The organism is Pseudoalteromonas sp. DL2-H2.2, from assembly GCF_021532535.1.
GTDB lineage: Bacteria > Pseudomonadota > Gammaproteobacteria > Enterobacterales > Alteromonadaceae > Pseudoalteromonas > Pseudoalteromonas rubra_A.
The window spans coordinates 1-26,745 of record NZ_JAKGBD010000021.1 but is presented as its reverse complement, the minus strand read 5'-3'; the positions used below and the strand labels follow the sequence as shown (position 1 = coordinate 26,745).

The window sequence follows — 26,745 nt, the reverse complement described above, 5'->3', positions numbered from 1 at the left end:
TTGCAAAGTCCCTAAATCAAGTCCGTTTATGTAATTTTTAGCAATAGTCGAGGGCGCAGGCTGGTGAGTTAGTGGCCACATGAATTTATTTATATTTTTTACCCAAAAACAACCCAATAAAGATTACGAAAGAAATTAAAGGCATTAAAAAAGGCCGCGAATGCGGCCTTTTTTCAAAAAATCAGTCAACTAATTACTTAGCTGCTTTTTTCTCTTTCTCAGCTGCGATTACTGCGTCAGCAACGTTTGCCGGGCAAGGTGCATAGTGAGAGAATTCCATTGAGAACTGACCACGACCAGACGTGATAGTACGCAGGTGACCAATGTATCCGAACATTTCAGATAGTGGTACTTCACCCTTGATACGTACGCCAGTTGCGCCAGCTTCCTGGTCTTTGATCATACCACGACGACGGTTAAGGTCACCGATTACGTCACCTACGTTGTCTTCTGGTGTGAACACGTCAACCTTCATCACAGGCTCAAGAAGCTGAGGACCCGCTTTAGGGATTGACTGACGGAATGCGCCTTTCGCTGCGATTTCGAACGCGATTGCTGATGAGTCAACTGCGTGGAAACCACCGTCGAACAGCTCAACTTCAACGTCTAGTACTGGGAAGCCAGCCAGAACACCTTCGTCCATCATCATCTTGAAGCCTTTCTCAACTGCTGGCCAGAATTCCTTAGGAACGTTACCACCAACAACTGAAGATGAGAAAGTGTAGCCAGAGTTAGGCTCACCAGGCTTGATGCGGTAGTCGATCTTACCGAACTGACCAGAACCACCAGACTGTTTCTTGTGCGTGTAGCTATCTTCAACTTCTTGCGTGATAGTTTCACGGTAAGCAACCTGAGGCTGACCAACGATTAGTTCAACACCGTAAGTACGCTTAAGGATGTCAACTTTGATGTCAAGGTGAAGCTCACCCATACCTTTCAGGATGGTTTCGCCTGAATCTTCGTCAGTCTCAACCTGGAATGACGGATCTTCTGCAACCATCTTACCAATCGCGATACCCATCTTCTCGTTACCACCTTTATCTTTAGGTGCTACCGCGATAGAGATTACCGGATCAGGGAAGATCATCGCTTCAAGTGTACATTCGTGCTTAGGATCACACAGAGTGTGACCAGTTTGAACGTTCTTCATGCCCACAACCGCGATGATGTCACCCGCTTGTGCTTCAGTCAGTTCGTTACGCTCGTCTGCCTGCATCTCAACCATACGGCCGATACGCTCTGTTTTACCAGTTGCAGAGTTAAGTACTGTGTCACCTTTTTTCATGCGACCAGAGTAGATACGGATAAAGGTCAGGGCGCCGAAACGGTCATCCATGATCTTAAACGCAAGCGCTTTAAGCGGCTCATCAGCAGAAACAGTTGCTACTTCACCAGTAGGCTCACCTGTTTCTTTGTCAGTCAGAGGCTGAGGGTCAACTTCTGTAGGCGCAGGTAGGTAATCTACAACCGCGTCTAGTACCAGCTGCATACCTTTGTTTTTGAACGCAGAACCACAGTAAGTTGGGAAGAACGCCAGCTCACGAGTACCTTTACGGATACATGCTTTGATCTGTTCAAGAGAAGGCATTTCACCTTCCATGTACGCTTCCATCAGGTCGTCGTCTTGCTCAACCGCAGTTTCGATCAGCATTTCATGGTATTCTTCAACTTTGTCAACCATGTCTGCTGGAACGTCTTTGATTTCGTAGTTTTCTGGAAGACCCGTTTCGTCCCAAACGTACGCTTTCTTTTCAAGTACGTCTACAACACCACAGAACTCGTCTTCGATACCGATAGGCAGAGTCATAACCAGCGGGTTAGCAGCAAGTACTTTCTCAACCTGACCAACTACGCGGTAGAAGTCTGCACCCATACGGTCCAGCTTGTTTACGAAGATTACACGAGCAACTTCTGACTCGTTCGCATAACGCCAGTTAGTCTCTGACTGAGGCTCAACACCGCCAGATCCACAGAATACACCGATACCACCGTCTAGTACTTTCAGTGAACGATATACTTCAACTGTGAAGTCAACGTGTCCAGGAGTATCGATAACGTTTAAACGGTGGCCTTTCCACTCACAAGTTACCGCTGCTGATTGGATTGTAATACCACGCTCAGCTTCCTGCTCCATGAAGTCAGTAGTAGACTCACCGTCATGTACTTCACCCGTTTTGTGGATTTTACCAGTAAGCTTTAGAATACGCTCAGTGGTGGTAGTTTTACCCGCATCAACGTGCGCGAAAATACCAATGTTTCTGTATTTCGATAAATCTGCCATTGTTTTACTCTATTTAAAGTAGAAAAATTATTCGGCGGGAGTATATCACCTCTTTAGGCGAACATCATCCTTCACGTCGTCTAAAATGCAATCAATTTGAGAAAAAAGTGGTTTATAGTGGAATGTATTTTGCTAAGGCCGTCTTTAGGGGGCGCAAAACGCCGCCAGGTAAAGGGTGTCCCCCTTTTTACAGGCAGCAAAAGCCCATTCCTCGCCCGGCAAGTTTGCCAATTCAGCTAGCCTGAACAGCTAAAAAGGTGCCAGCTGACAGCGCCACTTCCTTACACCGTCACTGGCACTTGGGGCCGGTTAAAACCAGATAAATAGCCCGAGGATCAGCGCAACGCCCAACAAGGGCACACACACGGTCAGTACCGCCAAAGGCCAGTAGGCATCCTGATGTTTCTCTCCACAGATTGCCCGCACCGTGGTCACGACATAACCATTGTGCGGCAAAGTATCCAGCGCGCCGGAGCTGATCGCCACAACCCGGTGAAGCTGGCTGGCATCCACACCCAAATCCAGATAATGCGGTGCGACCAGGGGTAACGCGATGGCCTGTCCGCCCGACGCCGACCCCGTCAGTGCCGCAATCACACTCACCGCAATCGCAGCACCGAGCAGTTCGTTGCCGGGAATGCTGGTCATCAAAGCAACGGCCTCATTAAACGCCGGCGTGCCTTTGGCCACCGCACCGAATCCGACTACCGCAGCTGTGTTCCCGATTGCCACCAAAGCCCCGGTAGTACCTAAATTGACCGCCTGAGAGAGATTATGAAAGTGCTTAAAATTAATTGCCAAAATCGTCAGCACCCCGCCCAATAAGGCAACTATCAAGGCGTTTTGTTGAAGTGTGCTGTGCAAGGTAAATGACAAAATCAGCACCACCAGCAAGGGCAACAAGCCGGTGATCGGGTGCGGCAAAGCGCGCTGGACTTGTTCCGGGTCGTTATCTCGCGCCACAAAGCACTCGCCGTTGGCCACTGCCCGGCGGATCATCCAGCTCAGTAAGAAGTAGCCCAGTCCCGCCATAAATAGGGCCACCACCAGGCTCTCCTGCCAGGCGGCATACGGCGAGGTGCCCAGATATTTGATGGGGATCCAGTTTTGTATTTCGGGCGAGCCTGCCGAGGTCATGGTAAAGGTCACAGAGCCAAATGCCAGCACCGCCGGAATAAAGCGTCGGGGCAGATTGGCATCCTTAAACAAACTCAAAGCCATGGGATAAACAGAAAAGGCGACAATAAACACACTGACGCCCCCGTAGGTCAGCAATGCACAAGCCAGCACCACGGCCAGCACCGCGTATTTCATGCCAATTTTGCCAATCACATAATGCGCAATGGCATCAGCCGCCCCGCTGTCTTCCATAAACTTGCCAAACAGAGAGCCCAACAGAAACATTAAAAACCAGGCTTGCAAAAATCCGGCAAATCCGGCCATATAAAGAGACACAAAGGGTTGGCCTGTGGCGGCGTTAAAAATAGCAATATCACTCGTCAGCGCGACAATCAGTGCGCACACAGGCGCTGCGATAAACAAGTTGACCCCGCGCAGGGTCAGGCCAATCAGCAGTGCCAGTGCACCGATTAAGCCAAGCAAACTCAGCATAAATATCCTGTTTATTTTTTGTTATTTAATGTTAGTTATACGGCAATTTGGCACTGGGATCGAGTATCCACCATGGAATATGTCTGGCACACCTGTCAGCGATAAAACACTCAATAAGGAGTCTAACAATGTCTAAAGGCCACATTTTTCTCGCCACAATACTGATGCTTACAACAAGCGTTTGTGCTCAGGCAGTTGAACGCGCAACCTGGCTATGGAAAAAAGGCGGCGATCCGCTGGGCGCAACGGCCATGGTCACTACTCAGTCAACCCAGCAAACGCTGATTGATTTGTTGCAGCAACAGGCGATATCTGATGTTTATGGCTCTTACGGACAATATACGCAGACACAACCCCAGGCGGTCGCACAGTGGAACCAGACACTGGCAGCGCAAGGCATTCAGTCGCACTACCTGATGGCGCAAAATACCTGGGTTTTCCCGTCCAATCACGACAAGATGTTGGGCAAGTTACAAACCCGTTTTATCGACTATCAGCACAGTGCGGCGCCAGATGCTGAATTTGCTGCACTGCACCTGGATATTGAGCCCCATGCGCTTAATGAGTGGAAGCAAGGCACAGCCCAGTCGCGCCAGGCTCTGTTGTGGCAACTCATTGCTACATTTCAGGCAATCCGAACTTTGCTGGACGAGCAGGACATGACCCGGGTAAAACTATACGCGGACATTCCCACCTGGTATGACAGCTCAAATAAAATCGACTGGCCAGATCAGGGCGCGGCCTTTTTTGCGGCGCTGAGTGAGGTATTGGATGGCATCTCAATAATGGCTTACGAGCGGGATAACAGCGCTTCTATATTGAATGCGACCGCGATGGAGCGTGCACTGGCCTCGCCCACATTTTCGGTAAGACTGGCCGTGGATGTCAGCACGACCTGGCAGAACCCGGCGCATTTTCACCGCGTCATTACCGAGCTTGAAGCCGCGCAGCAGCGCGTCGATATTCACGATGCTACTGATTACTACTACTGGCTGCAAGCACATCAATAAACCAGCTTGTTATAAACCCTGATGTTCGCACGTTAGTGTCACTCGTACGTGCGACGCCATAGTGTCTGCCAGCTCTTTACAATGATACCCATTCCTGTGGGTAAACCGGTGCAGTGCCTGTTCATCCTCGCGCTGATCCGCATCATTCCAGTTAGCTTCATAGGTTACCGAAAAGGACGTTGGGCTGAGCGTAGTAAATTCAAAGTTCTCGTTCATCAAACACGTACCCGCCGTTGCTTCATAGTTGCAGGCCTGTAGCGGGAGCGCCGAACCAGAACCAGAGGTCGCAGACACAACCAGCAAATCAAAGATATTCAGATCAAAGGACACCCACTCCTCGAGTGACACATCGGTCTCAAGCAACAGCCGGGCGGCTTTAAAATTCGACACGCACCCTTCATAAGATCATACAGCGCAACTCCACACAACACCGTAATGAGAATTATTTTCAAAAAGTATTTGACAGACCCGCCAATCTAATTGATAATCAATCTCAACAAAGTGACTCGACGGTGCATTTTGTTACTCTAATTGTTTCTCGACCCTGAAACGCGTGTTGCGCACGATAACAGCACTGGTTGTTACTGAGTTACATTGACGCCCCTTGGTGTAACTCAACAACCGCCTTATAGTTTACTTGCTACATTGCTCATATCGGTGACGGTAGATATGAAATAAAAAAGCCCTCCTCAGGGCTTTTTTCATTTCTGAATACTGATCCATTCCCAAGCCAAACTCACCCAGGTGACTGAAATAGTGTTATGACACCTCCAATACACGCGTCTAAGCTACAAGCCTGCTCACTGTGTTGCATCAGCAGATCCTGGCTTGATCAGTGGGATTTAAACTAAATGAGAATTATTTTCAAAAATGGATTGACAGGCACAAAGATCTAACTGATAATCAATCTCAACAAAGCGAGATTGACGGCTCACTTTGTGACGGTACTAAGTTTGTTTCTCGACCCTGAAACACGTGATGCGCACGATAACAGCACAGGTTGCGGGTGTCTGGTATTAACGCCCCTTAATGCATGATACTGGCAACCAACTTACTATTTTACTTGCTACATTGCTCATATCGGTGACGGTAGATATGAACACAAAAAGCCCTGCACGGGGCTTTTTTTATGCCTGAAATTCACCGTCCAGGCGTGTAAACACACCCCAATATGTAAATGAGAATTAATTTCAAATAGGTGTTGACACCTGAATGGATCTAACTGATAATCATTATCAACAAAACGAGATTGACGGCTCATTTTGTTTTAGTACTTAATTTGTTTCTCGACTCAGAAGTACGTGTTGCTTACGCAAAAAGCTCTGGTTGCAGGTGAAAAGCATTAACGCCCCTTGATGTGGCTTACCGGCAACCAACTCACATTTTACTTGCTACATTGCTCATATCGGTGACGGTAGATATGAAATCAAAAAGCCCTGCCCCGGGCTTTTTTTATGCCTGATTTTTACGCATAGCAAAACTTAACGGCGGTTTTTACGCGCACGGGCGCGACGCTGGCGTTTTTCTTCCTCTTTGGCTGCTTTCTTTGCTTCAGCCGCCTGGCGCAGTTGTGCCACCATTTCTTCTTCCTCATCGCGCATTTGCGGGGTTTCCATGGTGATACGGCCAATCACGGCATCGCGCAGTTCGTTGATCAGGATCTCCGACATCTTGTGCGTATCGACCTGATTGCCGCCGCGAATACAGCCACGCTTGCGTCCGGCCATCTCAATAAAGGTCCAGTCGCACTCAGGCAGCTCGTCAATTTTATAGCGCGCCTGTAACAGCTGAGGATACGCCTGCAACAGGTATTCGGCGGTATAACTGGCCACTTCTTCATAGTTAATGGCAGTATCACGAATGGCACCGGTGGCAGCCAGGCGATAGCCCGAATTTTCGTTTTCAACCTTAGGCCATAACATACCCGGCGTATCGTACAGCATAATGCCGTCTTCAAGCTTAATGCGTTGCTGGGCCTTAGTCACAGCCGGTTCATTGCCCGTTTTCGCGACAATTCTTCCTGCCAGAATATTGATCAGCGTCGATTTGCCAACATTGGGAATGCCCATGATCATGGCTTTAAGCTGCTTATCCTGACCGACCTTTTGCGGTGCCAGCTTTTTACACAAGGCATTGATCCGCTGCACTTCATTGCCTTTGTCATGACCAAACGCCAGGGTTTTCACCCCGTCTTCACGCTCAAAATACTCCATCCAGGCCTGAGTCAGTTCCGGATCGGCCAAGTCGGCTTTGTTGAGAATTTTGATGACCGGCTTGTCGCCACGCAGCTGTGCTACCATGGGATTTTCACTGCTGTAAGGAATGCGGGCGTCCAGTACCTCAATAATCACATCCATCTGCGGCATGATCTCTTTGATCTCATTGCGCGCCTTGTTCATATGTCCGGGAAACCACTGGATACCTGTTCTGCTCATCGTTTTTTACCTTATTAAATCTGGCTGTGTCTGACTCAACGACCAGGGCACACACTATCGACTTTGCCCGGCCACACGACACATGAATAACGCATAGTGTACTATAAACGTGGATATTGGGGGATCAAAGATACCCTCACTTTCCCCGCACAAACTCACTGTTTACCGATATAATGGCGTTTTTGCTAACTTGGACAGGCAATGGCACTCAAAGCAACTATTTTAAAGGCCAACCTTTCGCTCAGCGATATGGACCGTCATGTATATCAGGACATCAGTGTCACACTGGCGCAACACCCCTCGGAAAACGCCCAACGCGTGATGGTGCGGCTACTGGCATTTGCGCTGGAATATCAGGACGGACTCAGCTTCAGTAAAGGTTTATGCGTCGAAGATGAGCCGGATATCTGGCTGAAAAATTACAGTGATGAAATCGAGCTGTGGCTCAGCGTTGGCCTACCGGAAGAAAAATGGCTAAAAAAAGCCAGCAACCGCGCCAAACAAGTGGTACTTTATACCTATGGTGAGAACAATCAGGGCCCCTGGTGGCAAAAGAACCAAAACACGCTGCGCCAGTATACCAACCTCAAAGTCATCAGCCTGCCTTATAGCGCAACCAGCGTGATGGCAGAGATGTTAACCCGTACTATGGCATTGACAGTCACGGTACAGGACGGCGAGATTTGGTTCAGTGATGAGCAACACAGCGTGCATCTTATCCCCGAAACTTTGCAGGGATAAGCTCACCCGGGTGTATAAGAGGAGGCCACAATGGCAGTAACCAGAGTTGTTGTATTACATGGATTGTATATGTCAGGATTTGTCATGCGCCCGCTGTGCGAGCGGCTGGAAAAGCTTGGCTTTGAGATCCTCAACCTCAGCTACAACACGCTGACACCCGACAGACACACTATTTTTGAGCAAATCGATGCCTTTGTTGCAGATCATGAGGCCGCGCTGGTGTGTCACTCTATGGGTGGCCTGGTGGCCCGGGATTACCTCACCCACAGCTCAGAGGCCAGCACCACCATCAGCAAAGTGATCACTCTGGGCACCCCGCACAAAGGCAGTTATATTGCCAAACATATGCATGACCGCGGCTTTGATATGCTGCTCAAAAACAGCGTGGAATATCTGCTGAGCCAGCAACAAAACTGGCCGTTTAAAGCCAAGCTCTACAGCATTGCCGGCGATCTGCCGATTGGGCTGATGCCGCTGCTAAAAAAGGGCAGCCGCTCAGATGGCACTGTGCTGCTGGATGAAACCAAACTACAGGGCATGGCCGAGCACAAAATCTTTCGCCTCAGCCATACCACCTTGATTTATTCCCGCACCGTACTCGATTACATCGTTGAGGTGCTCAAGCGCGATCAGTGATCGCCGTTAGCCGCAATTTTGTAAGCCACCAGTGCAATGATCCCTACAATCAGTGGGATCGGTGCAGCAATATAGCCAAATGCATCTGAGTTTGCATAGCTGGCACCAGCCAGGTGACCGACCAGGCCAACCACAAAGGTCAATAATGCGATAACAACCACAGCGATTTCGGATTTATGTTGAGAAGGGGTTTTACCTTGCATGATACGCTCCTTGGGTGCGGCACCGTTTTTGTGCTGACACGCCTAAATAAACACCTAAATAAATGGCTCAGATGTGCGCTGTTATACCCTGGCATTGCGTTCACACCTTGTGCCTGCTGAGTTCATTATGCGCCTCTGATACGGGGAAATTTTGACCTAAATCAAAGTGCCACAGCGGCGAAAAAGCAACCCAATTGCCATTTGAGGTAGATCAACTTAGTGTGCGTTGTTATCGTTTCGAGTGGCAAAGTGGCAAACTTTAAGCATCATTAAGTCTGGATTAAGCCGCTGTTGTATAAGCTTTTCCCTCACAGTGTGGCGCGGTCAGTGCAGCACCGCCTTCAATAATGTCGATGTCTGCAATCGACTTTTCCCATTTGGCATCTGCCGCGTTTTTAGCCACACTAACAATCAATCAGACGCCCTAACACGCGTCTTCTTTTTTAACCACAGTACAGGAGTAAACGATGAGCAACAGCATTGGATTAGACAGTCAGAAAAGTCAGGCATTAGTAAGCAACCTCAATACCCTGTTAAGTAGTTACCAGATCCAATACATGAACGCCCGCAGTGTGCACTGGAACATCAAGGGCCGTAACTTTTTCGAGTTACACGTTAAGTTTGAAGAGATTTACAACCAGCTGTTACTTCAGGTTGATGAAATTGCAGAACGTATTCTGACCATTGAAGGCACCCCTTTACACGCCTTCAGCGATTACCTGGAGCACAGTAAGATCAATGAAGCCAAAGGGATCAGCGATGGTCAGGAAGCTGTAAGAAGTTTGCTGGATGGCTTTACAACGTTAATTAAAATGCAGCGCGACATTCTGGAACAGGCCGGCGATGCCAGCGACGAAGGTACTGCCGCGATGATGAGCGATTACATCAAAGAGCAGGAAAAGCTGGTGTGGATGCTAAAAGCTTATCTCGCTTAATATAAATCACAAGTAACTAACACAGTCACCGGTTGAAGCCCTTCAACCGGTGACTGCTTTCGTATTAGCCCTCAAGCAAGCCAATAAAGAAGGCCATTTCCAGCGCCTTTTCGTGCAGACTCTTAAAGCGACCTGACGCACCACCATGACCGGCATCCATATCGGTTTTAAACAACAGCAGGTTACTGTCTGTTTTTAACTCTCGCAATTTGGCCACCCATTTCATCGGCTCCCAGTACTGCACCTGAGAATCATGCAGCCCGGTTGTGACCAGAATATTGGGATAATCTGCTGCACGCAGATTGTCATAAGGCGAGTACGCCAGGATGGTGTGATAATCCGCCTCTTCATTAGGGTTGCCCCACTCGTCGTATTCGTTGGTGGTCAGCGGAATGCTTTCATCCAGCATAGTGGTCAGCACATCCAAAAAGGGCACATGACAACCAATACCACGATATAACTCAGGTGCCTGGTTTACCACCGCGCCCATCAGCAGGCCACCGGCACTGCCGCCCGAAGCAAAAATCTTATCCGCTGCGCCATAGCCCTGCTCCACCAGAGCACGGGTGACGTCTTCAAAGTCGTTAAAGCTGTTTTGCTTATGCGCTTTTTTGCCATGCTCATACCAGTGACGGCCAAGCATTTCGGAGCCACGAATATGGGCTATTGCATACACAAAACCGCGGTCCAGCAGGCTCAGCGTGTTGCTTGAGAAGTTCGGATCTATGGTGATCCCGTACGCGCCGTAGCCATACTGCAACAAGGGGTTGGTGCCGTCTTTATTAAACCTATCTTTGCGATAAACCAGAGACACTGGCACCTCAACGCCATCACGCACACGGATGTGTAAACGCTCAGACGCATAATGCTCCGAATTAAATTCACCCAGCACGCGTTGCTGCTTCTTCAGGGTCTTCTTGCCCCCGACCAGGGTAAAGTCATAAATGCTGCTTGGCGTGGTCAGGCTTGAATAATAAATTCGAACGGTCTCGGCTTCGGGCTCGGGGTTATAGCCTAATCCGGCATAGAAGCAGGCATCGTCGAATTTAAGCTGATAACTGCTCCCGCTGTAGTCGTGCACCACAAAGCGGATCTGGCCAAGCTCTCGCTCTGTGACCACATAATGACTGTGGAACAACTCCATGCCTTCAAGCAGCACGTGCTCACGGTGTGCAATTAGCTCTTCCCACTGCTCAGGTTCACTCAGTGTCTCTTTGGTGGCGCGTAACAGGCGGAAATTTTTCGCTTCGCGGTTCGATACCAGATAGTAGTACTTGCCCAGCTTATCCAGTCCATACTCATGGCCCGGTGTACGCGCCAGTAAAGGCGTAAATTCACCCAGTGGCTCATCAGCCGATAGCGCCAGAATGTCGGTGGTTTCGGTCGCAGCCAGATGAATATAAATCTCGCTTTCATCGCGACTCTTACCCAGGCCCATGTAAAACTGGCGATCCTGCTCTTCATAGACCAGCTGATCATCACTTTGTGGTGTGCCCAGAACATGACGATACACCTGATAACCCAGCAGGGTTTGCAGGTCTTTACGGACATAAAACACGGTTTTGCTGTCGTTAGCCCAGACCACTTCCCCTTCGGTTTCAGTCAGTACATCTGGCAGCATCTCGCCGCTTTGCAAGTCTTTAAAGCGCACCGTATAAATGCGGCGGCCGTCGATATCTTCACTATAGGCAAGCAAATTATCGTTGGGGCTGACTGCCATATCACCGAGTTCAAAGAACTCGTATGCCTCGGCCAATTGGTTGACATCCAGCAGTAACTGCTTGTCACTCATGGCCTCATCACAGCCCCGATAGTGACGTGCATATTCGTCGTCGCCACTGACCTCGCTCATATACCAAAAACGCCCGTCTTTCACCGGCACCGTGCTGTCATCTTTAACAATGCGCCCTTTCATTTCTTCAAATAACTGGTCCTGCAAGGTTTTGTGATCGTTCATCACCGCCTCGCAATACGCATTCTCAGCGTGTAAATGATCCAGGATTTGGGCGTCCTGACGGTTATCGTCACGCATCCAGTAATAGTTGTCTGTCCTTTGATGTTGGTGGTGTGTCATGGTGTGTGGCACTTTCTTAGCCACTGGCGGGGTCAGCGTTTTGGTCACTCACGTGTTCCTAATTTGTTAAAAACCATTGTGACCCTAACATAGCAAATAAACGCCTGAGATGTCATGTAATTCACCGCAAGCAGCGCAGACGTTCTGGGTAAAACGCAAAAGGCCAGCAAATGCTGGCCTTTCAAGCGTGTTGCTATGGCAAACCGTTAACCTTGCTGCTGGCTCACCTTGTTACGGTTGAACACCTGCCCGGCTTTACCCAATACACCGAACATTTTGCCGAATAGCTTGCCCATATCCACCAAAATGATGTACAAGCAAGGCACCAGCACTAAGGTGATCAGGGTTGCAAACAGCACCGCAAAACCCAGCGACACCGCCATGGGGATAACAAACTTGGCCTGCAGGCTGGTTTCAAAGATGATTGGCATAACCCCAGCAAAGGTGGTGATAGACGTCAGGGTTATCGCCCTGAAACGCGCACATCCAGCTTCGACCACCGCATCTTTGAGTTTCACACCTTCTTTTCTGACCTGGTTCACATAGTCTGTCATGACTAGCGAGTCATTAATTACCACACCCGCTGCGGCAATCAGCCCGTAAGTCGACATCATGCTCATATCCAGACCAAAGAACCAGTGGCCCCAGATGGCACCGACCAGGCTGAATGGGATCACCGACATAATGATTAAAGGCTGACCATAGCTCTTCAGCGGCACCGCCAGCAGAATGTACACAATGAACATACCGGCAATAAAGAACATCATTTGCTCGTTGGCCTGCGCCTGATCTTCTTCAATATCACCACCCAGCTCAGTCTTCACTTCAGGGAATTGCTCCAACAGCTTGGGCAGCAGGTTGTCTTTAATGTTGTCGACCACCTCATTTGGTTCGATCACTTGCTCATCAATATTGCCGTAGATATAGACAGTGCGATAGCCGTTTTCACGACGAATGTAGCTCACACCCGGGCGCTCCACGAACTCAACCACATCGCCCAGCATCACATCTTTGCCCTCAGGCGTAGTAATGACTGTGTGCTTCAGTGACGAGAATGCTTCCCGATCCAGGCGTGGATAACGCACCATGACCTTGATTTCTTCACCATCGCGGATCACGCGCTGCGCTTCCCCACCGTAAAAGCTCATGCCCACCTGATTGGCGATGTCCGACAGACTCAGGTTCAGGTCATACGCGACCTGCTTGAGCACCAGCTGTACTTCTTTGCTTGCCGGGTCGATACTTGAACTGACATCAAACAGACCCTTTTCCTGTTGCAGCATGGCAATAAACTGACGACCTGCGGCATTGAGCATGTCGATATCCGGGCCATACAGCAGATAACCAAACTCCCCCTGCCCCTGACCTTCATCGTTCACATCATCAATCACCAGCAAAGACTTCACACCGGCAATATCCGGCATATTTTCACGCCAGCGACGCGACAGCTCAAAGGCATCAAAAGGACGGGCCTCTTCTTCTACCAGTACTGCCAACACGTTCCCTTCGGTACGACCTTCATTCCAGACCATGATGTCTTTGATTATGCCCCGACCGTACTCCTGCTTTATTTCCTCTTCCACTTTCAACATCATGTTTTCAATGGTAGCCAGAGCTTCAAGCGTTTGAGAATCCGAGGCATTGTCGTTCAGGGTCAGTATGACTGCCGGATAATCATGAGGCACTTTGGGCATTGCCACGAAGCGCACCTGATTAGAGGTGATCAGCGATACGCTCAATATCAGCATACCAATAAAGCCACACAGTACGGTCCAGCGCCACTGCACACAGGTTTCGATCAGGTTGCGATAGGGCCCATTTACAAAGGCAAAGAAACGTTTATTGAACTTAGCACGCCAGCTACCCTCACGCAGTGGTGCAAACTTGGTGTGGCCAATGTGTGCAGGTAAGATCCACTTAGATTCAATCAGGCTGAATGCCAGGCACAGTATCACCACAACCGCAATCGACTTAAAGAAAGCCGCTTCCGGACCGCTGGACATCACCATAGGGGCAAACACCGCCATGGTGGTCAACACCCCGAATGTGGCCGGGGTCGCCACCCGTTTGGCACCGATGACCACGTTATTGACGCCGGGCCCTTTGCGCTCAATTTCGGTGTAGGCGGCCTCGCCGATGACAATGGCATCATCGACTACGATCCCCAGTACCATAATAAAGGCAAACAAAGAAACAATGTTTATGCTGATACCAAACACTGGCATCATCATAATGCTCCCCAGGAAACACACCGGCAGACCGACCATCACCCAAAACGCCAGCTTAAAGCGCAAGAAAATGCTCAGCATAATGGCAACCAGAATAGCGCCCTGGAACATGTTCTTTTTCATCATGTCCAGGCGTGCCTCAAGGTAGTAAGTCATATCGACAAAGGCCGTTAATTCAACCCCTTCCGGCAGCGACTCATTCTTCGCTTCGATGTAAGAGTGAATAGTGCTCGCAATCGGCACCATGTTTTGATCATTGGTGGCTTTCACCGACAGATAAGCGGCATTTACCCCATTCAGTTTGAAGTAGAATTCGCCTTCGACAAACGCATCTTTAATCTCTGCCACATCCTGCAACAGCACCTTAGCACCGTTCGCTCCCACTTTAACCGGGATACGGCGGAATTCATCACCACGATATTTCTGGTTTTCGACCCGCACTGAGATCAGGCCCGCATTGGTACGGATCTGACCGGCAGAGACATTGGTTGAATAACGGCTAATGGCAGCAGATACGTCAGCCATCGACATGTTGTAACGACGCAGTGCATCCGGATTGACCTCAATGGCGATTTCGTACTCAGGCATATTGCGATCCACCAAAGAAATATTAGACAACTGTAACAACTCGTCTTCGATTTCTTTGGCCAGCGGCTTAAGCTGTGTCAGCGGCAAGTCTGCAACCAGCGCCATTTGTACAACGTCCTGGGTAAACTCAATTTGCTGTATACGAATGGGCTCCATTGATGCGGGGAAAGTGGCGATGCCATCCACCCGTGAGCGCACTTTATCTGCCACATCGGCCAGCTCAGCACTGGTGTCTATTTCCAGTTGTACGCTGCCACCGTTGCGAAATGCGCGATACACGGCCTTATCAATTTCGGTCACATCCTTGAGCGCTTCTTCTACCTTTATCAGGATACTCTCTTCGATTTCCTGTGGAGAGGCGCCCGGATAGGTTGCATTGACTGAGATCAGGTTCAGCTCAATGGCGGGAAACATCTGCCGCTGGATAGTAAAGTAGCTGATGATACCCATGATCAGGATAAAGCCCATCATCAGGTTCGCAGCCACGGAGTTATGGGCAAAGTAGGCTATCAGCCCCGTTTGCCTGGGTGTGTGTTGATCACTCATTATCCGTCCCTGCCGTTATAGCTTTTCCGGGCTCGCGCCCTGCGTGTTTGACTCATCGGCACCTGCCACTTTCACCGCCATGCCACGCTGTGGATACTCAGGTAAAGTAACAACCACCTTGTCGCTGTTATTCAGGCCAGCGCCAACCAGGAAGTATTCACCTTCTTCACGGACCACTTGTACCTCTCTCGGTTCAAGCTCGGCATTGTCATTCAGCAGCCACACGGTCTGGTTATTCACCAGTTCTTGTGGCAAGCGATAGATTTGCTTGAGGGTTTTGCCTAAAAAGCTCACCTGAACATAAGTGCCAAACTTCACTTTCGGCTGGTCGCTGTTCAGCGCATAAGGGTCATCAATCCGTACCACCAGATTGCTCATACGCGTCTGGGTATCAACGGTGCCCAGGTCGCGGTGGATCTGCGCTTCGCGGCTAAAGCCATTCACCCCTTTATTAAACAGGGTGGCTTTGGTGCCGCTGATGGTCTCAGGTAAAAAGACGGAATCAAAACCGGCAATGGGGATCACAATTTCGGCTTGCTCTATGTTGTTCAGCTTAGCAACCACACTACCTGTAGACACAAACTGACCCAAGCCCACATCACGAGAAACAATCAAGCCGTTAAATGGCGCAACCACATCGCAGTTTTCCAGGTCGCGCTGGGCACGCATTAATGCCGCTTTGGCCGACTTAACCGCCGCCTTAGCGCTCATCACTTGTGGTTTACGTAAAAACAGATCGGTGTGTTTTTTGTTTGGGAAGCGTTTGGCTTCATCCGCTGCCACATCTGCCTGCGCCTGCTCTTCGATCAATGCCGCTTGGGCACTGGCCAGCTGAGCTTCGGCCTGCAATACCGCCGCCTCGTAGTTGTCCTTTTCAATGCTGAGCAAGATGTCACCTTTAGCAACCACACCGCCCGCAACAAAGCTGGGATGCCAGTAAACGACTTCTCCGGCAACCTGTACAGACAACTGAGTTGTTTCCAGTGGCATCACTTCACCATAGCTTTGGATTAAAACCTGATGATCCTGTGCCTGAACAGACTCGACCTGTACCACGGGGCGCGTATCTACGACCTGCTTTTCTTCCTCGCCCTTTGCGACCGCGTTGACAGCTGAAAAGCCTGCCACCCCGAGGCCCAAAGCCACAGCGGGAAAGATCCATTTTAGTGCTTGTGCTTTCATGACTTTACCTATTGATATTTTCCTACCGCCTATCTTACCAATATAGAGACGTTCAATAACGTGACATTTGTAAGAATCTGTTACTGATTTAGCAAAAATCTTTCAGTAGTCTGTTAGTGTGGTAGTAATCTAGCAATAAAACCATGAAAAACATAAAAGTAACTGCCAAACCGAAGCTGACTAACAAACCCATTAAGGTCAGTTTAAACACCCAACACACGCCAACAAGTAACAAAAATGCCACAAAAGAAACTGGTAAGACCTTACAAACCCGAATAATCAGGTGCTCTTTTAACAGCGTGCCTGCCTTTGCACCCAGCTGCCACTTTATTCGCCAGACTGGTGCAGATAACAGCGTCAGGTATCCCAGTACGCCATACAAGCCAGCTCCCACCAGCAACATCATCAGGCTACTGAGCGCAATACCTGTGTAGGCACTGAGCCTGGCCGATTTACTCATGGCTCCAGCATGCACCGTCATACTGGTTAACTGAAATACACTTTGCGTAGGATCTTGTACGCGCAGCAGCGCATTGAGATCAGGTTTTGTCAATGATTGTCCCGGTGCCAGCCTAATCATCAGATTAGTAATAAAGAAGTTATGCGGTAAATACACAATGTCCGGGTTGCCCAGCGCCGGAGAATACACATCTGCCACAATGGCTTGCAGCCTGACCGGGCGCTGATTGCGCGAATACAGGGTAACGCCAACGTCTTGTAATGTCAGACCAAGCTTGCTGGCAAGACCCTGGTTAATGATCACCGCCTCACCAGGGGCATCCAGCGTCATTTGCTCGGCGCTGAATTCACTGCCTGCGAGTACGCGTTGCCCAACGGTGGCAAAATAGTCCACCCCACTCCATTGGCCAAAGGCTGTCAGCTGCCGGGCACTGTCTGGCACCGTACTGATAGGCTCCACCCAGGACATCTCCAGCGGATGATTTGCCGCTAAGCTGACGGCTGCTATCTGGGGCTGAGCCAGCAATGCCTCGATATTGGCTTCAATTAGCTGGCGCCGGGCTTGCGCTTTTGCTTCACTGCGCTCAAAGTCCAGCTGCTGCATTTGCACTTGCACCAATCCGCTGTCATCAAACCCCTGCGCTTTGCTCATCTGCGCGCCGTAATGACTTAACAGCCAGAGACTAAAACACAATACCACCATGCCGATGACCAGTTGGGCGTTGATCAGTAGCTGGCTTAGCCAGCCCGGCAGTTGCTTTACCTGCCCTTTACCGGAACCACTGAGTTGTTGCCTGAGACCGTGCAGCTCAACAAAGGCAAACACACCGCGGGCAAACCCCCAGGCCAGCACTAGCGCCACCAGACACATGCCCAGATAGGCCTGCCAGGATAAATGCAACCAGGTGATACTGCCCAAAATATCTTCACCCCAGTATTGCACCAGCGCCAGCAGGCCTGGCGCCAGTCCCGTTGCCACCAAAGCGGATAATCCGAACAAGGCCACAGCATGACATAATACCTGGCGAAACAGCCGGGACGGGCGGGCACCCAGCGCCAGATGCAGCGCCAGCTGTGCCTGACGACTTTTAAAGTCCAGCAGATATAACGCAAACAGGTTACATAAGGTCACCACAATCACGCCAAGTGCGGCACCAAGCAACCAGCTACCCGTTTCCTGCAAGGCACCTTTAAGCTTGCCCTCGAGCGGGCGAAGAGTCAGCCTGAAACTGGTATCGCCAAAACCATACTGCCTGGATAATTCATTTATATCCGCACTTAGTTGCAAGGCCTGGGTTTGCAACACGGTATTGGCCCCGGGTAAAGTTCGACCAACCAGCATCAGGTTGTTGCGGATCGCCATGTGCGCAAACGGGGTGATCTCGGTCGCAGTATGGCTAAAAAAAGGTAAAAACACGTCGCTGTACTGCGCCGCCCGAAACAGCTCCGGTTCGCGACTGTCCGGGGCCAGAATACCCACTACCTGAAAGCGCCGATCGTCCAGCTGCACAACCTGACCAAGGGCATCTTGCTCTGACAGGTAGCGCCGTGCAAAGCGTGCACTGACTACAACCTGGGTTGCACTTTGCGCCTGCTGCCCCTGCAGTGTCGAGGCCGTAAAATAATGGCCACTTTGCAGCGTCATATTAAACAGCGAAAAATAGCCCGGTTCGACCAGGGCCGCCGAAATACGCGGTTGCTGCGGATGGTTTACATATAGCATATCGGTGTAATACACGGGCGAGGCCTGCTCGAACAGCCCTTGGGTCTGATGCAAATCCCAGGCAGCGGGCGCTGAGAGCGACGCACTGAGGGCCACCTCCCCTTGTTCATTGCGCAACTCGCCATCAACCCAGGCCAGCCGCTCAGCTTGTTCATAGGGCAACGGACCATGCGCCTGCCAGGCAAGCACACCCGCCACCAAGAGTGCCGCCATGGCACTGGATTGCAATAGTACAAAGCAGGTTGTCATCCGCCAGCGACTAAATAACGCCCTCAGCGCATCCTGAATATCTGACCACATTTAACTCAGCTCCTTCAGGCAATCGCACTGCGCGTTGTATCACGTGTGTGGCTGCTGCCCACTATCTCACCGTCCAGCAGACGGACTTGCCTTGGTGCCATGTCGGCATATCTGGGGTCGTGTGTCACCATACAAATGGTGGTGCCCTGCTGGTGTAATTGTGCAATCAGCTGCATCACTGCATCACCGCTTTTTGAGTCCAGGTTACCCGTCGGCTCATCCACCAGCAAAATACTCGGGTTGGCAACCAGCGCCCGGGCAATGGCAACCCGCTGTTGCTGCCCGCCAGAGAGTTGATCGGGCTTATGCGCAGCACGGTGCGACAAGCCCACTTTATCAAGGCAGCTTTGCACCCGCGCTTGCACCTCATCGCGCGACAACCGGGTGGTGCTATAGCGCAGCGGCAGCGCCACATTATTAAACACCGATAATTCGTCGATCAGATTAAATGACTGAAAAATAAACCCGATGTGGCGGTTTCTTAACTCCGCACGCTGATCGGCGGTCAATGTGCCCACTTCTGTGCCCTGGATCAGATATTGCCCGCCGCTTGCTTCATCCAGTAATCCCATGATGGACAATAACGTCGACTTACCACACCCGGACGGACCAGAGACAGACACAAATTCCCCCTGCGCTATGCTCAGACTCACCTGTCTCAGTGCGTGTGTTTGTAGTTCTTCGGTTTCGAACACCTTACTGATGTGCTTCATTTCTATTATCTGTGTCATACTTTCCCCGCTGACAAACCGGCACCCCATTGTGCCATAGTTGACCCTTAAAGCCTTAATTGAGCGCGACCTGCGCGCCCTGTTGTGCCAGATTGCTCAAATCAGAAATAATCCAACGCTGATTGTGCTGCGCACCCTGTTCAATCACCACATAGCGCCCAGCCAGTGCCCCAAAGTGCACAGTGGCAAGTTCCGTAGCGCCGTCTTCTGCAAGTCGATATAACTGGGCGCTCTGCTGCTCGCGCACATTTGCCGGACGACGGATATACAAGGTCTGCTCCAGCTCAGCGACCGTGATACTGGCGTCAATGCTGAGCATAGGGCGGGCGGCTTTGGGCAATGCCTGAGGCAAAGTCACTTCCACTTTCACGCTGTTATCGACCACCACGGGATCAATCCGCCCAACGGTGCCTGTGACCTGCTGGTCGCGGATCCGCACCGTCACCGCCTGCCCTGGCTGTACTTTTTGTACCTGGGACTGCGCGACCCGTAGTTCGGCAAGCAAATGCGTCTGACTGCCGATCAATGCGGTTTCGTCACCCACAGTCAGCCGCTGACCCACAGCCAGCGGCATACGCTCCAAAATACCCGCAACGGGCGCCGTGATCGTCAGTGCAGCAAGCCTTGCACGGCTGCGCGCCAACTCCTGGCGCCGGATAACAATACGCTGTGATGCCAGCTGCTGCGCACTGGCATGTAGCTTTTTTAGCTGCTCCAGACGCTGCTGGGCGCTTTGCATTTGACGAGCCAGATTGGCGACGCGCGACTGAGTCTGGGCAAACGCCAGTTGTGAGATGATCCCTTTTTCAGCCAGTCCCTGCTCGGCCTGCTGCCTGAGTCGGGCAGTTGCCAGATCCCCGGTTAGTTTATCCAGTACCGTTTGCTCGCTGAGAAACTCCCGCTGCTGATTAAGTGTCAGCTGTTGCAACGCCATATCGCTGTCTTGCAATGCCTGCTGTGCCTGGGCAACCGCCAGTGACAGGTCCGGGTTGTCGAGCGTGGCAATCACATCACCCACCTTCACGGCCGCCCCGGCTTTAAGATGAATGTGCTTCACTACCGCATCGCTCTCTGCGCTCAGCAGGTGTTGCTCGGCGCTGCGCAGCACGCCAAAACTGTCGACCCCAATGGCCAGCGGTCCATACTCTACGGTTGCTATCAACACATCCTGGCGGGCCAACCGGGTGACAGACTCACCCGCGCCAAATTGCCAAAGCCCTGCCAGCAAAAAGACGGGCAACAATACCCAATACCAGCGACGCCAGTATTTGGTGGGTTCAGGTGGTTTGATTAGATCCATTCTCAGCTCCATTTAAATTCACGCTGTAACGCCTGGAGCGAGTTTCATGCCAGATATTTATATCAATAAAATCATCAGCTTAAACATTTTTAATCATACGGTTGGGCGGGAGCGGACAAGTTGTCCGGAATTGGAACTGGTATTTTAGTTACTTTCTGAGCCTTTCACTGAGCAATATAGTGCGGGTTTGCAATTCATCACCAAGACAAAAAAGGGGAAGTCACAGACTTCCCCTTCGCTCGGGACGGATCCTTTACAGACCCTAAGTTTTTTCTAAAGATGCAGTAAAATTACTGTAAGTCGTACACACTCTTACTACGATTTTTCAGCCAGGCTTCAAAGGTGGTTTTATCTACCAGGTCGGCAATCTGACCTTTAAAGGTGCTATAACCTCGTCGTTCATTGAAGTACCTCAATCTGAGCACTTCTTCATGACGCGATGACATACCACTGGCCGCTTTGCGTACTGCGGTATCAAAATAGCCAGATTTGTGCTTCACACTCGACAGGTAACCACTGGGGTCGCGGTCACTCCATTCGTTATACGCATAATCTTTGCCGCTACCGCCGCCACCCGACGGAATTTCATCACCGCGAACAAACAGAATATCACCACCGCCACCACCATTGACGCTGATATCCGAAAAAGTAGAAATGGCCGCTAAAAAGTCTTTGCTACCGCCGCCATTGAGCTCACAGTGGCCGCGCTCACAGACAATGATATCCTGTCCGCTGCCACCCCAGGATTTGGCTCGGTTGCCCCACGAGCCGCCGCCGGAATCAACCAACAGATCGGCCCCTGAATTACCGTACAAACGGTCTTTGTTACCGTCATTGCCGAAAATAATGTCGTCGCCGTTACCCCCGCTTAGATTATCACCATCTTTGTTGCCAAACAGTACATCGTTGCCATTACCGCCTTCAATCCTGTCCGCACCATCGCCATTGGTTCCACTTAGGTTTACTCTGTGTACCACGCCGTCATGATCGGTCGCAATCTCTGAACCACCGGCAATCCAGTCGTTTCCATCAGCCGCTTTAATGGTATCTTTGCCGTTTCCACCAAAGATCAAATCGTTGCCACGACCCGTATAGATTTTGTCATTACCATTTAAGCCATAGACCGTCATATCTCGGCTGACACTGGTGGCAAATAAGGTATCGTTGCCATCTGACAACTCCACTTCAACTTCTTCCACTGCATTACTGAAGGCACAGTGCTGATAGCCCGCAGTATAAGCAAATACATACTCATCATGCTCTTCAACAAACAGGGCCAGGTTGCTGTCCATTGCGCGCACTTTCCACACGCCATTGTTCAGCTCACTGTCGAAACTGCCGGTTTGCATATGGCAGTGCTGGTAGGCCGCAGTCAGGCTGGCTGGCATATCGCCTGTCGGCGTACACGAATATTGCTCAATGCCGCTGATGTTACTTTGGATACTGCCGCTGGAGCCTTCTGTCAGACAGTCCATGCCTGTACCACCGTCTACTTTTTCGAAGTCGCCGTAGGTGTAAATGGTATCATCGCCCTTACCGGCATAAACATAATCCACTTTATTACCAGTTAAAATGGTGTCATTGCCATCACCACCATATACCAGCTGGTGCCAGTTCAGTGCCGTACCATCATAGTCTTCACCACTGTCTAACAGGTTCACCTGAAAACCATTGTGGTTGCTCACATCAAAGGTTTCACACTGATTATCGTAATAAACGGTGACTAACGCGTCATCGCCTTCTGCGGTCAGCTTCTCACCACTGACTTTGGGAGACGCCGACAGATACGTCATATAGGGGTTAGAGGAATTATCATCCGCAATGGTAATTTTGCTGCGATCCAGGCCGGTACAACTGGCAGGCGCATAGTTCGCACAGCTGGTTGCTTCTACATTGGCAATATTACTCTGGATCGCGCCTTCGCTGCCCTGCTCTGCACAGTCTGCCCCGGCACCACCGTCTATACGCTCAAAGTCGCCAAACGAGAAGATCTGATCGTTACCGCCATTGCCGTAAATGTAGTCAACCTTGTTACCGGTGCGGATCTCGTCGTTCCCTTCACCACCAAACACCTGCTGATGAAAGTCCAGGTTCATGCCATTGTAGGACTCGCCGCTGTCTGGCAGGTTAACGTGTAGCCCGTTATAGTTGCTGCCGTTCAGTACTTCACAGCGGCCATTGTACGACACCACAATCGACGACTGGCTGCCCGACACACTCAGCGCGGTGTCGGCCAGCTTGGGGTTCAGTGCCAGGTATGTCATGAATTCATTTTCGACATGCTCGTCGACGCCTATTTCATTCCTGTCCAGGCCACCACAAAAAGCGCCCGGCGCAGCCAGCCGCAGGGCCTGTGCATTGTTTGGCAGCAAGGTCAGCGAGAGCGCCGCTGCCAGTAGTGCCTTTTGATAAACCACCATGTTAGTCTCCATGAGTTGAGTAAGAATTTGCGCAAAGAAATCTGTATGGTGGAAGTTATAAGCCACAATTGTGCAATGACTATGGACTCAGACTGGGTAATAAGGATGAGTTTTGCCGCCAGCAAAACTGGTAAGAGCACAGACCAAAAACAACTTTTAGGCCTGCCCTGTGTGATTGCCGCATCCGTAAAACTCAACCAATGGCGAAAAAACATCACCAAAACTGTGGCGTTTTATTTACATTTTGCCAGCACACACAGGCTGTTGAAAAAGCGTCATGGATTAAAAAGCCACCACACCGGGTTACGTTTGTTTACATAATAACGTAAGCGCACTATGAATCGATTCATAAAGTTCCCAGGTTTCTTCAAACACTCAGCCAGCCTTGTTGCAGCATAAACCCCTTTAAAACCCATAACTTTTACTTAAACACCTGTAAATCAAACAAACTTTTAGAGCAACAGCCAAAAAATTTCGGGTACAAATCACCACATTGAGACTTTACATTTTTTAAACAGCTGTTAAATTACACCCAGTAAAATAATAAGAAACAAACTGTAACTTCACTGTTTTAATATTCATATACGGATGTACAATGAATACACGTCAAAGATTGAACTGGCTAAACAGCGCCCGACGGGACATTCAGGCGTCAATGCGCACTCTGCGAATACAGCAAAAAATGTCGCAAGCCGAGCTGGCCAAAAAAATGTCCGTCCCGGTTGACCAATCCACTATCTCAAACTGGGAAAGTGGCAAAACCATTATGGATCTGGAACAGCTGCTGGATATCCTGATGATCTTCGGTAAAGACTGGAAAAGCTTTTTTGGTCTGCTGGCCGACAACGCAGAAAGAAGAACCACAAAAAAACCAAAACAGAAAGAACCACACATGGAACCAAACGCAGAAGACAAGGGAGAAGACTGATGCATTTTATTGAGATATTGCTCTCTTCCGTAACACTATTTGGACTAGCCCTTACTTGGCAAAATCACAATGTAAGGTGGATGTTTATTCTGTTGATTTCGATTCAAGCCATCGAAGCAATTGCAAAACCAATCACAATACAATGGACTCAGCATTATTATCTATGGTTAGCTTTTTTAGGGGTATGTTGGATACTCGCTATTTTGACTAGGGGCGTACTAGCAGAAAAAATTTACTCTATTACTAAATTAAAATTTTTTAAAATAGCAAGAACTCAGTATTCTTTGACTATCCCTGAATGCGCGATGTGCGTCACTGTTTTTTTGTCTCTACTTTTAACATTGTCTATCTGGATTGAGATTCAGTTGTACGCTCACGATATATTGACATACCCTTTTATTTATCACCACTTATGGGCGCCTGTTCAATACGTTCTGCACATTCTAGAATCTCTCGCATTGGCTACGTTTATAAGTAGAGTAATACGTTCTAATGGAGCTTTAATTAATGAAAGCAATTAACAAGAATTTGCTAGCAAAAGTTGTAGGTCGTGGTCCAGGTGACCCTGATCTCCCTGTTCTGCCTCAATTCGCCCCTATAGACCCAACTTTGGGAAAAAAGCAAAAAAAGCCTGATGAAGGTTGAACAACCCGTTTTATTAATTTATTCATAGACATCATTAAGGCTTTGCTAGCTGAAGGTAAAAAAAGGAAGCAAACGATGAAAGTTATTGAACGTGTTTCATTGGTCAAAATTATGGGTGGAGTCAGTGGAGATCCTGATAGATCAACCTTACCTAGAGTAGCGCCACCACCTCTTTTCGGAAAAAAAGCAAAAACCTCTGATGGAGGCTGAACAGGCAAATTTATTAATTTATTCATTATCCTGCCTGTGGTTTAGCGAACCAAAGGTAAAAAACATAGCTATATTTGAAACCCTGAGGCTCTAGCGTCAGTTTAAAGACAGATGGAGTACCTGTGTATAATGAAAATAGAATGTAGTTTGTTAAATAAAGTAATGGGCGGTGCAGTCGTCGGTGGAGGTGGTCCACCGAGCTTACCAAAAAGTGCTCCCGCTGACTCTTTGATGGTAAAAATCAAAACAACGAACGGCGGATAGGATGCTAATGTCAGATTTATTGGCAACTCTAACAACATCAACTCAAGCGTTAAAATAAGCCAATGCGCTTTTTGTAGCCCTGAATTATGAATTGATTCATAGCAAGGGAATGCATCAAAGGCAGCCCGGCATGACCGTCAAGCCACGCCAGTATAAATGCTCTGTAGCAATTACAGAGCAGCATTTTAAGGCTTGTCGCCATGCTGCGCCCGTATTCATTACGGGCGACTCTTTGCAGTGCCCGCAAAGCGGCTAATGCCTAAACCAGCCTGCGCACATTATCCACCACCCCATAAACCCGTTGGCAGGTCGCCGGGATAGGTGTAGAGTCGGGTAAAATAATAACAAAAACCATGACCATACAGGCACGCTGAATGCGTGTTTTAAGGAGTCTTTATGCCTGTCCGCCTGTGGCTTATTTGCCTGTTTGCTGTGCTGCTCAGTGCCTGTGCCAATACTAAAAAGCGCCCGGCTACACCGCCGCCCCGTCCTGATATGCCCTTTAATCATGCCCTGTTTAACCCCGTTGCGGTGATTGACGAGCAAGCAATTTTTGCCTTGCCAGCGCAACAGCAGCAGGCCTTTTTGCGCTTTTCCCAGCAACAGGTTGCAGCCGGAACGCGTGGCGATAGAGTGATTTACGACTACCTGCATAGTCAGCTCAACGAATTTCACTATCGCGGCGACACCTACAGTGCCAGTGAGTCTTTACAACACGGTGGCGGCAATTGTATTTCACTGGCGGTGCTCACCCAGGCTTATGCCTTTGTGGCCGGGATAGACACCCGCTATCGCAAAGTGGCCTCGGCACCTGTGTATCAGCAGGTGGCCGATACCATACTGATCTCCTCACACTTTAAAACCAAGCTGCTGGCCCCAGAAGAGCCGGAAGACGAGAACTGGATCACCCTGGTGCGACCCGGGACTGTGATTGATTACTTCCCCGCTCAGGATGCCATTTTTGTTGCCTCTGCCCAGTATCAGGATCTGGTGGCTAAGTTTTACGCCAACCTGGCGGTCAAGGCCATGCTGGCAGAAGAGTTTGACCTGGCCGCCGCGCGTATTCTGCGCGCCCGAAGCTATGCGCCGGACGACCCGGAGCTGATCAATATTGCTGCAGTTTTGCATCGCCGGGCGGGCGACCGGCACAGTGCCGAACGCATTTACCTGTAGTGGTTTAATAGATCCGGACACATGGATAAGAGACAATAACGTCAAATATCGAGGTATCCATGACAAAGCAAAAACGACAATACAAAACATATCCTAAAGAATTTAAGGAAGAGGCTGTCGCC

Annotated in this window: 22 protein-coding genes; 9 read left to right on the top strand and 13 right to left on the bottom strand. The window is 49.9% G+C overall.

All coding sequences use genetic code 11. The features are described from left to right. Positions 1-193: 193 nt before the first annotated feature. Both fusA and L1285_RS22195 read right to left on the bottom strand, forming a co-directional pair. Positions 194-2,281 (bottom strand): elongation factor G, encoded by a 2,088-nt coding sequence (gene fusA / locus L1285_RS22200; RefSeq protein ID WP_138552300.1) that lies wholly within the window; start codon positions 2,279-2,281, stop codon positions 194-196. Positions 2,282-2,590: 309 nt separating this feature from the next. Continuing rightward, the gene (locus tag L1285_RS22195; RefSeq protein WP_235414369.1) at positions 2,591-3,892 is read right to left on the bottom strand and encodes a GntP family permease; all 1,302 of its coding nucleotides are present in this window, start codon (positions 3,890-3,892) and stop codon (positions 2,591-2,593) included. Between the two features lie 128 nt (positions 3,893-4,020). Here L1285_RS22195 and L1285_RS22190 point away from each other — a divergent pair, with 128 nt between their 5' ends. Then, the gene (locus L1285_RS22190; protein ID WP_235414368.1) at positions 4,021-4,902 is read left to right on the top strand and encodes a hypothetical protein; all 882 of its coding nucleotides are present in this window, start codon (positions 4,021-4,023) and stop codon (positions 4,900-4,902) included. 9 nt (positions 4,903-4,911) lie between these two features. Here the strand turns inward: L1285_RS22190 and L1285_RS22185 are convergent, their stop codons facing one another. Continuing rightward, on the bottom strand, positions 4,912-5,292 hold the full coding sequence (locus tag L1285_RS22185) for a hypothetical protein (RefSeq protein WP_235414367.1): 381 nt from the start codon (positions 5,290-5,292) through the stop codon (positions 4,912-4,914). Positions 5,293-6,383: 1,091 nt separating this feature from the next. Beyond that, positions 6,384-7,337: a ribosome biogenesis GTPase YlqF gene (ylqF, locus tag L1285_RS22180; protein ID WP_235414366.1), complete on the bottom strand. Its 954-nt coding sequence runs from the start codon at positions 7,335-7,337 to the stop codon at positions 6,384-6,386. A gap of 201 nt (positions 7,338-7,538) precedes the next feature. Here ylqF and L1285_RS22175 point away from each other — a divergent pair, with 201 nt between their 5' ends. Together L1285_RS22175 and L1285_RS22170 are read left to right on the top strand one after the other, a co-directional pair. Further along, entirely contained in the window at positions 7,539-8,078 is a 540-nt protein-coding gene (locus L1285_RS22175; protein ID WP_125718461.1) for a YaeQ family protein, read from the top strand. 30 nt (positions 8,079-8,108) lie between these two features. Then, positions 8,109-8,714 carry a PGAP1-like alpha/beta domain-containing protein gene (locus tag L1285_RS22170; RefSeq protein ID WP_235414365.1) on the top strand — a complete coding sequence of 202 codons (606 nt, stop codon included), beginning with the start codon at positions 8,109-8,111 and terminating at the stop codon, positions 8,712-8,714. On the opposite strand, the gene L1285_RS22165 is transcribed toward L1285_RS22170, so the two are convergent. Together L1285_RS22165 and L1285_RS23725 are read right to left on the bottom strand one after the other, a co-directional pair. Then, the gene (locus L1285_RS22165) at positions 8,708-8,917 is read right to left on the bottom strand and encodes a hypothetical protein (RefSeq protein ID WP_010384994.1); all 210 of its coding nucleotides are present in this window, start codon (positions 8,915-8,917) and stop codon (positions 8,708-8,710) included. The genes L1285_RS22170 and L1285_RS22165 overlap by 7 nt on opposite strands. A 280-nt stretch (positions 8,918-9,197) precedes the next feature. After that, positions 9,198-9,320, bottom strand: a complete 123-nt coding sequence (locus L1285_RS23725; protein WP_268836287.1) for a hypothetical protein — start codon at positions 9,318-9,320, stop codon at positions 9,198-9,200. A gap of 64 nt (positions 9,321-9,384) precedes the next feature. Between L1285_RS23725 and L1285_RS22160 the strand changes: the two genes are divergently transcribed. After that, positions 9,385-9,852: a Dps family protein gene (locus L1285_RS22160; protein ID WP_046005814.1), complete on the top strand. Its 468-nt coding sequence runs from the start codon at positions 9,385-9,387 to the stop codon at positions 9,850-9,852. Between the two features lie 64 nt (positions 9,853-9,916). On the opposite strand, the gene L1285_RS22155 is transcribed toward L1285_RS22160, so the two are convergent. The 7 genes from L1285_RS22155 to L1285_RS22125 form a co-directional block, all read right to left on the bottom strand. Next, a complete protein-coding gene (locus tag L1285_RS22155) occupies positions 9,917-11,974 on the bottom strand; it encodes a S9 family peptidase (protein ID WP_328285080.1) in 2,058 nt (685 codons plus the stop codon). Positions 11,975-12,132: 158 nt separating this feature from the next. Further along, a complete protein-coding gene (locus tag L1285_RS22150) occupies positions 12,133-15,288 on the bottom strand; it encodes an efflux RND transporter permease subunit (RefSeq protein WP_235414364.1) in 3,156 nt (1,051 codons plus the stop codon). A 15-nt stretch (positions 15,289-15,303) separates the two neighbouring features. Then, positions 15,304-16,470: an efflux RND transporter periplasmic adaptor subunit gene (locus L1285_RS22145; RefSeq protein ID WP_235414363.1), complete on the bottom strand. Its 1,167-nt coding sequence runs from the start codon at positions 16,468-16,470 to the stop codon at positions 15,304-15,306. 88 nt (positions 16,471-16,558) lie between these two features. Beyond that, the gene (locus L1285_RS22140) at positions 16,559-18,952 is read right to left on the bottom strand and encodes an ABC transporter permease (protein WP_235414362.1); all 2,394 of its coding nucleotides are present in this window, start codon (positions 18,950-18,952) and stop codon (positions 16,559-16,561) included. 14 nt (positions 18,953-18,966) lie between these two features. Next, the gene (locus tag L1285_RS22135) at positions 18,967-19,683 is read right to left on the bottom strand and encodes an ABC transporter ATP-binding protein (RefSeq protein WP_235414361.1); all 717 of its coding nucleotides are present in this window, start codon (positions 19,681-19,683) and stop codon (positions 18,967-18,969) included. 55 nt (positions 19,684-19,738) lie between these two features. Continuing rightward, the gene (locus L1285_RS22130; RefSeq protein WP_235414360.1) at positions 19,739-20,983 is read right to left on the bottom strand and encodes an efflux RND transporter periplasmic adaptor subunit; all 1,245 of its coding nucleotides are present in this window, start codon (positions 20,981-20,983) and stop codon (positions 19,739-19,741) included. A 290-nt stretch (positions 20,984-21,273) separates the two neighbouring features. After that, the gene (locus L1285_RS22125) at positions 21,274-23,403 is read right to left on the bottom strand and encodes a calcium-binding protein (RefSeq protein ID WP_235414359.1); all 2,130 of its coding nucleotides are present in this window, start codon (positions 23,401-23,403) and stop codon (positions 21,274-21,276) included. 45 nt (positions 23,404-23,448) lie between these two features. On the opposite strand from L1285_RS22125, the gene L1285_RS22120 reads away from it, so the two are divergent. From L1285_RS22120 to L1285_RS22105, 5 genes are all read left to right on the top strand, one after another. Next, positions 23,449-23,724 carry a hypothetical protein gene (locus tag L1285_RS22120; protein WP_235414358.1) on the top strand — a complete coding sequence of 92 codons (276 nt, stop codon included), beginning with the start codon at positions 23,449-23,451 and terminating at the stop codon, positions 23,722-23,724. A gap of 274 nt (positions 23,725-23,998) precedes the next feature. Beyond that, positions 23,999-24,331: a helix-turn-helix transcriptional regulator gene (locus L1285_RS22115; protein ID WP_235414357.1), complete on the top strand. Its 333-nt coding sequence runs from the start codon at positions 23,999-24,001 to the stop codon at positions 24,329-24,331. 507 nt (positions 24,332-24,838) lie between these two features. Beyond that, on the top strand, positions 24,839-24,976 hold the full coding sequence (locus L1285_RS22110; protein WP_235414356.1) for a hypothetical protein: 138 nt from the start codon (positions 24,839-24,841) through the stop codon (positions 24,974-24,976). Positions 24,977-25,051: 75 nt separating this feature from the next. Further along, positions 25,052-25,186, top strand: coding sequence for a hypothetical protein (locus L1285_RS23720; RefSeq protein WP_268836286.1), 135 nt, complete (start codon positions 25,052-25,054; stop codon positions 25,184-25,186). Between the two features lie 660 nt (positions 25,187-25,846). Next, the gene (locus tag L1285_RS22105; protein ID WP_235414355.1) at positions 25,847-26,623 is read left to right on the top strand and encodes a hypothetical protein; all 777 of its coding nucleotides are present in this window, start codon (positions 25,847-25,849) and stop codon (positions 26,621-26,623) included. Positions 26,624-26,745 lie beyond the last annotated feature (122 nt).

What these genes read in the sequence shown, in the direction of transcription:
- fusA (WP_138552300.1), bottom strand. Translation starts at nt 2,281, where the DNA reads ATGGCAGATTTATCGAAATACAGAAACATTGGTATTTTCGCGCACGTT.
- L1285_RS22195 (WP_235414369.1), bottom strand. Translation starts at nt 3,892, where the DNA reads ATGCTGAGTTTGCTTGGCTTAATCGGTGCACTGGCACTGCTGATTGGC.
- L1285_RS22190 (WP_235414368.1), top strand. Translation starts at nt 4,021, where the DNA reads ATGTCTAAAGGCCACATTTTTCTCGCCACAATACTGATGCTTACAACA.
- ylqF (WP_235414366.1), bottom strand. Translation starts at nt 7,337, where the DNA reads ATGAGCAGAACAGGTATCCAGTGGTTTCCCGGACATATGAACAAGGCG.
- L1285_RS22175 (WP_125718461.1), top strand. Translation starts at nt 7,539, where the DNA reads ATGGCACTCAAAGCAACTATTTTAAAGGCCAACCTTTCGCTCAGCGAT.
- L1285_RS22170 (WP_235414365.1), top strand. Translation starts at nt 8,109, where the DNA reads ATGGCAGTAACCAGAGTTGTTGTATTACATGGATTGTATATGTCAGGA.
- L1285_RS22165 (WP_010384994.1), bottom strand. Translation starts at nt 8,917, where the DNA reads ATGCAAGGTAAAACCCCTTCTCAACATAAATCCGAAATCGCTGTGGTT.
- L1285_RS22160 (WP_046005814.1), top strand. Translation starts at nt 9,385, where the DNA reads ATGAGCAACAGCATTGGATTAGACAGTCAGAAAAGTCAGGCATTAGTA.
- L1285_RS22150 (WP_235414364.1), bottom strand. Translation starts at nt 15,288, where the DNA reads ATGAGTGATCAACACACACCCAGGCAAACGGGGCTGATAGCCTACTTT.
- L1285_RS22145 (WP_235414363.1), bottom strand. Translation starts at nt 16,470, where the DNA reads ATGAAAGCACAAGCACTAAAATGGATCTTTCCCGCTGTGGCTTTGGGC.
- L1285_RS22140 (WP_235414362.1), bottom strand. Translation starts at nt 18,952, where the DNA reads ATGTGGTCAGATATTCAGGATGCGCTGAGGGCGTTATTTAGTCGCTGG.
- L1285_RS22135 (WP_235414361.1), bottom strand. Translation starts at nt 19,683, where the DNA reads ATGACACAGATAATAGAAATGAAGCACATCAGTAAGGTGTTCGAAACC.
- L1285_RS22130 (WP_235414360.1), bottom strand. Translation starts at nt 20,983, where the DNA reads ATGGATCTAATCAAACCACCTGAACCCACCAAATACTGGCGTCGCTGG.
- L1285_RS22125 (WP_235414359.1), bottom strand. Translation starts at nt 23,403, where the DNA reads ATGGTGGTTTATCAAAAGGCACTACTGGCAGCGGCGCTCTCGCTGACC.
- L1285_RS22120 (WP_235414358.1), top strand. Translation starts at nt 23,449, where the DNA reads ATGGTGGAAGTTATAAGCCACAATTGTGCAATGACTATGGACTCAGAC.
- L1285_RS22115 (WP_235414357.1), top strand. Translation starts at nt 23,999, where the DNA reads ATGAATACACGTCAAAGATTGAACTGGCTAAACAGCGCCCGACGGGAC.
- L1285_RS22110 (WP_235414356.1), top strand. Translation starts at nt 24,839, where the DNA reads ATGAAAGCAATTAACAAGAATTTGCTAGCAAAAGTTGTAGGTCGTGGT.
- L1285_RS23720 (WP_268836286.1), top strand. Translation starts at nt 25,052, where the DNA reads ATGAAAGTTATTGAACGTGTTTCATTGGTCAAAATTATGGGTGGAGTC.
- L1285_RS22105 (WP_235414355.1), top strand. Translation starts at nt 25,847, where the DNA reads ATGCCTGTCCGCCTGTGGCTTATTTGCCTGTTTGCTGTGCTGCTCAGT.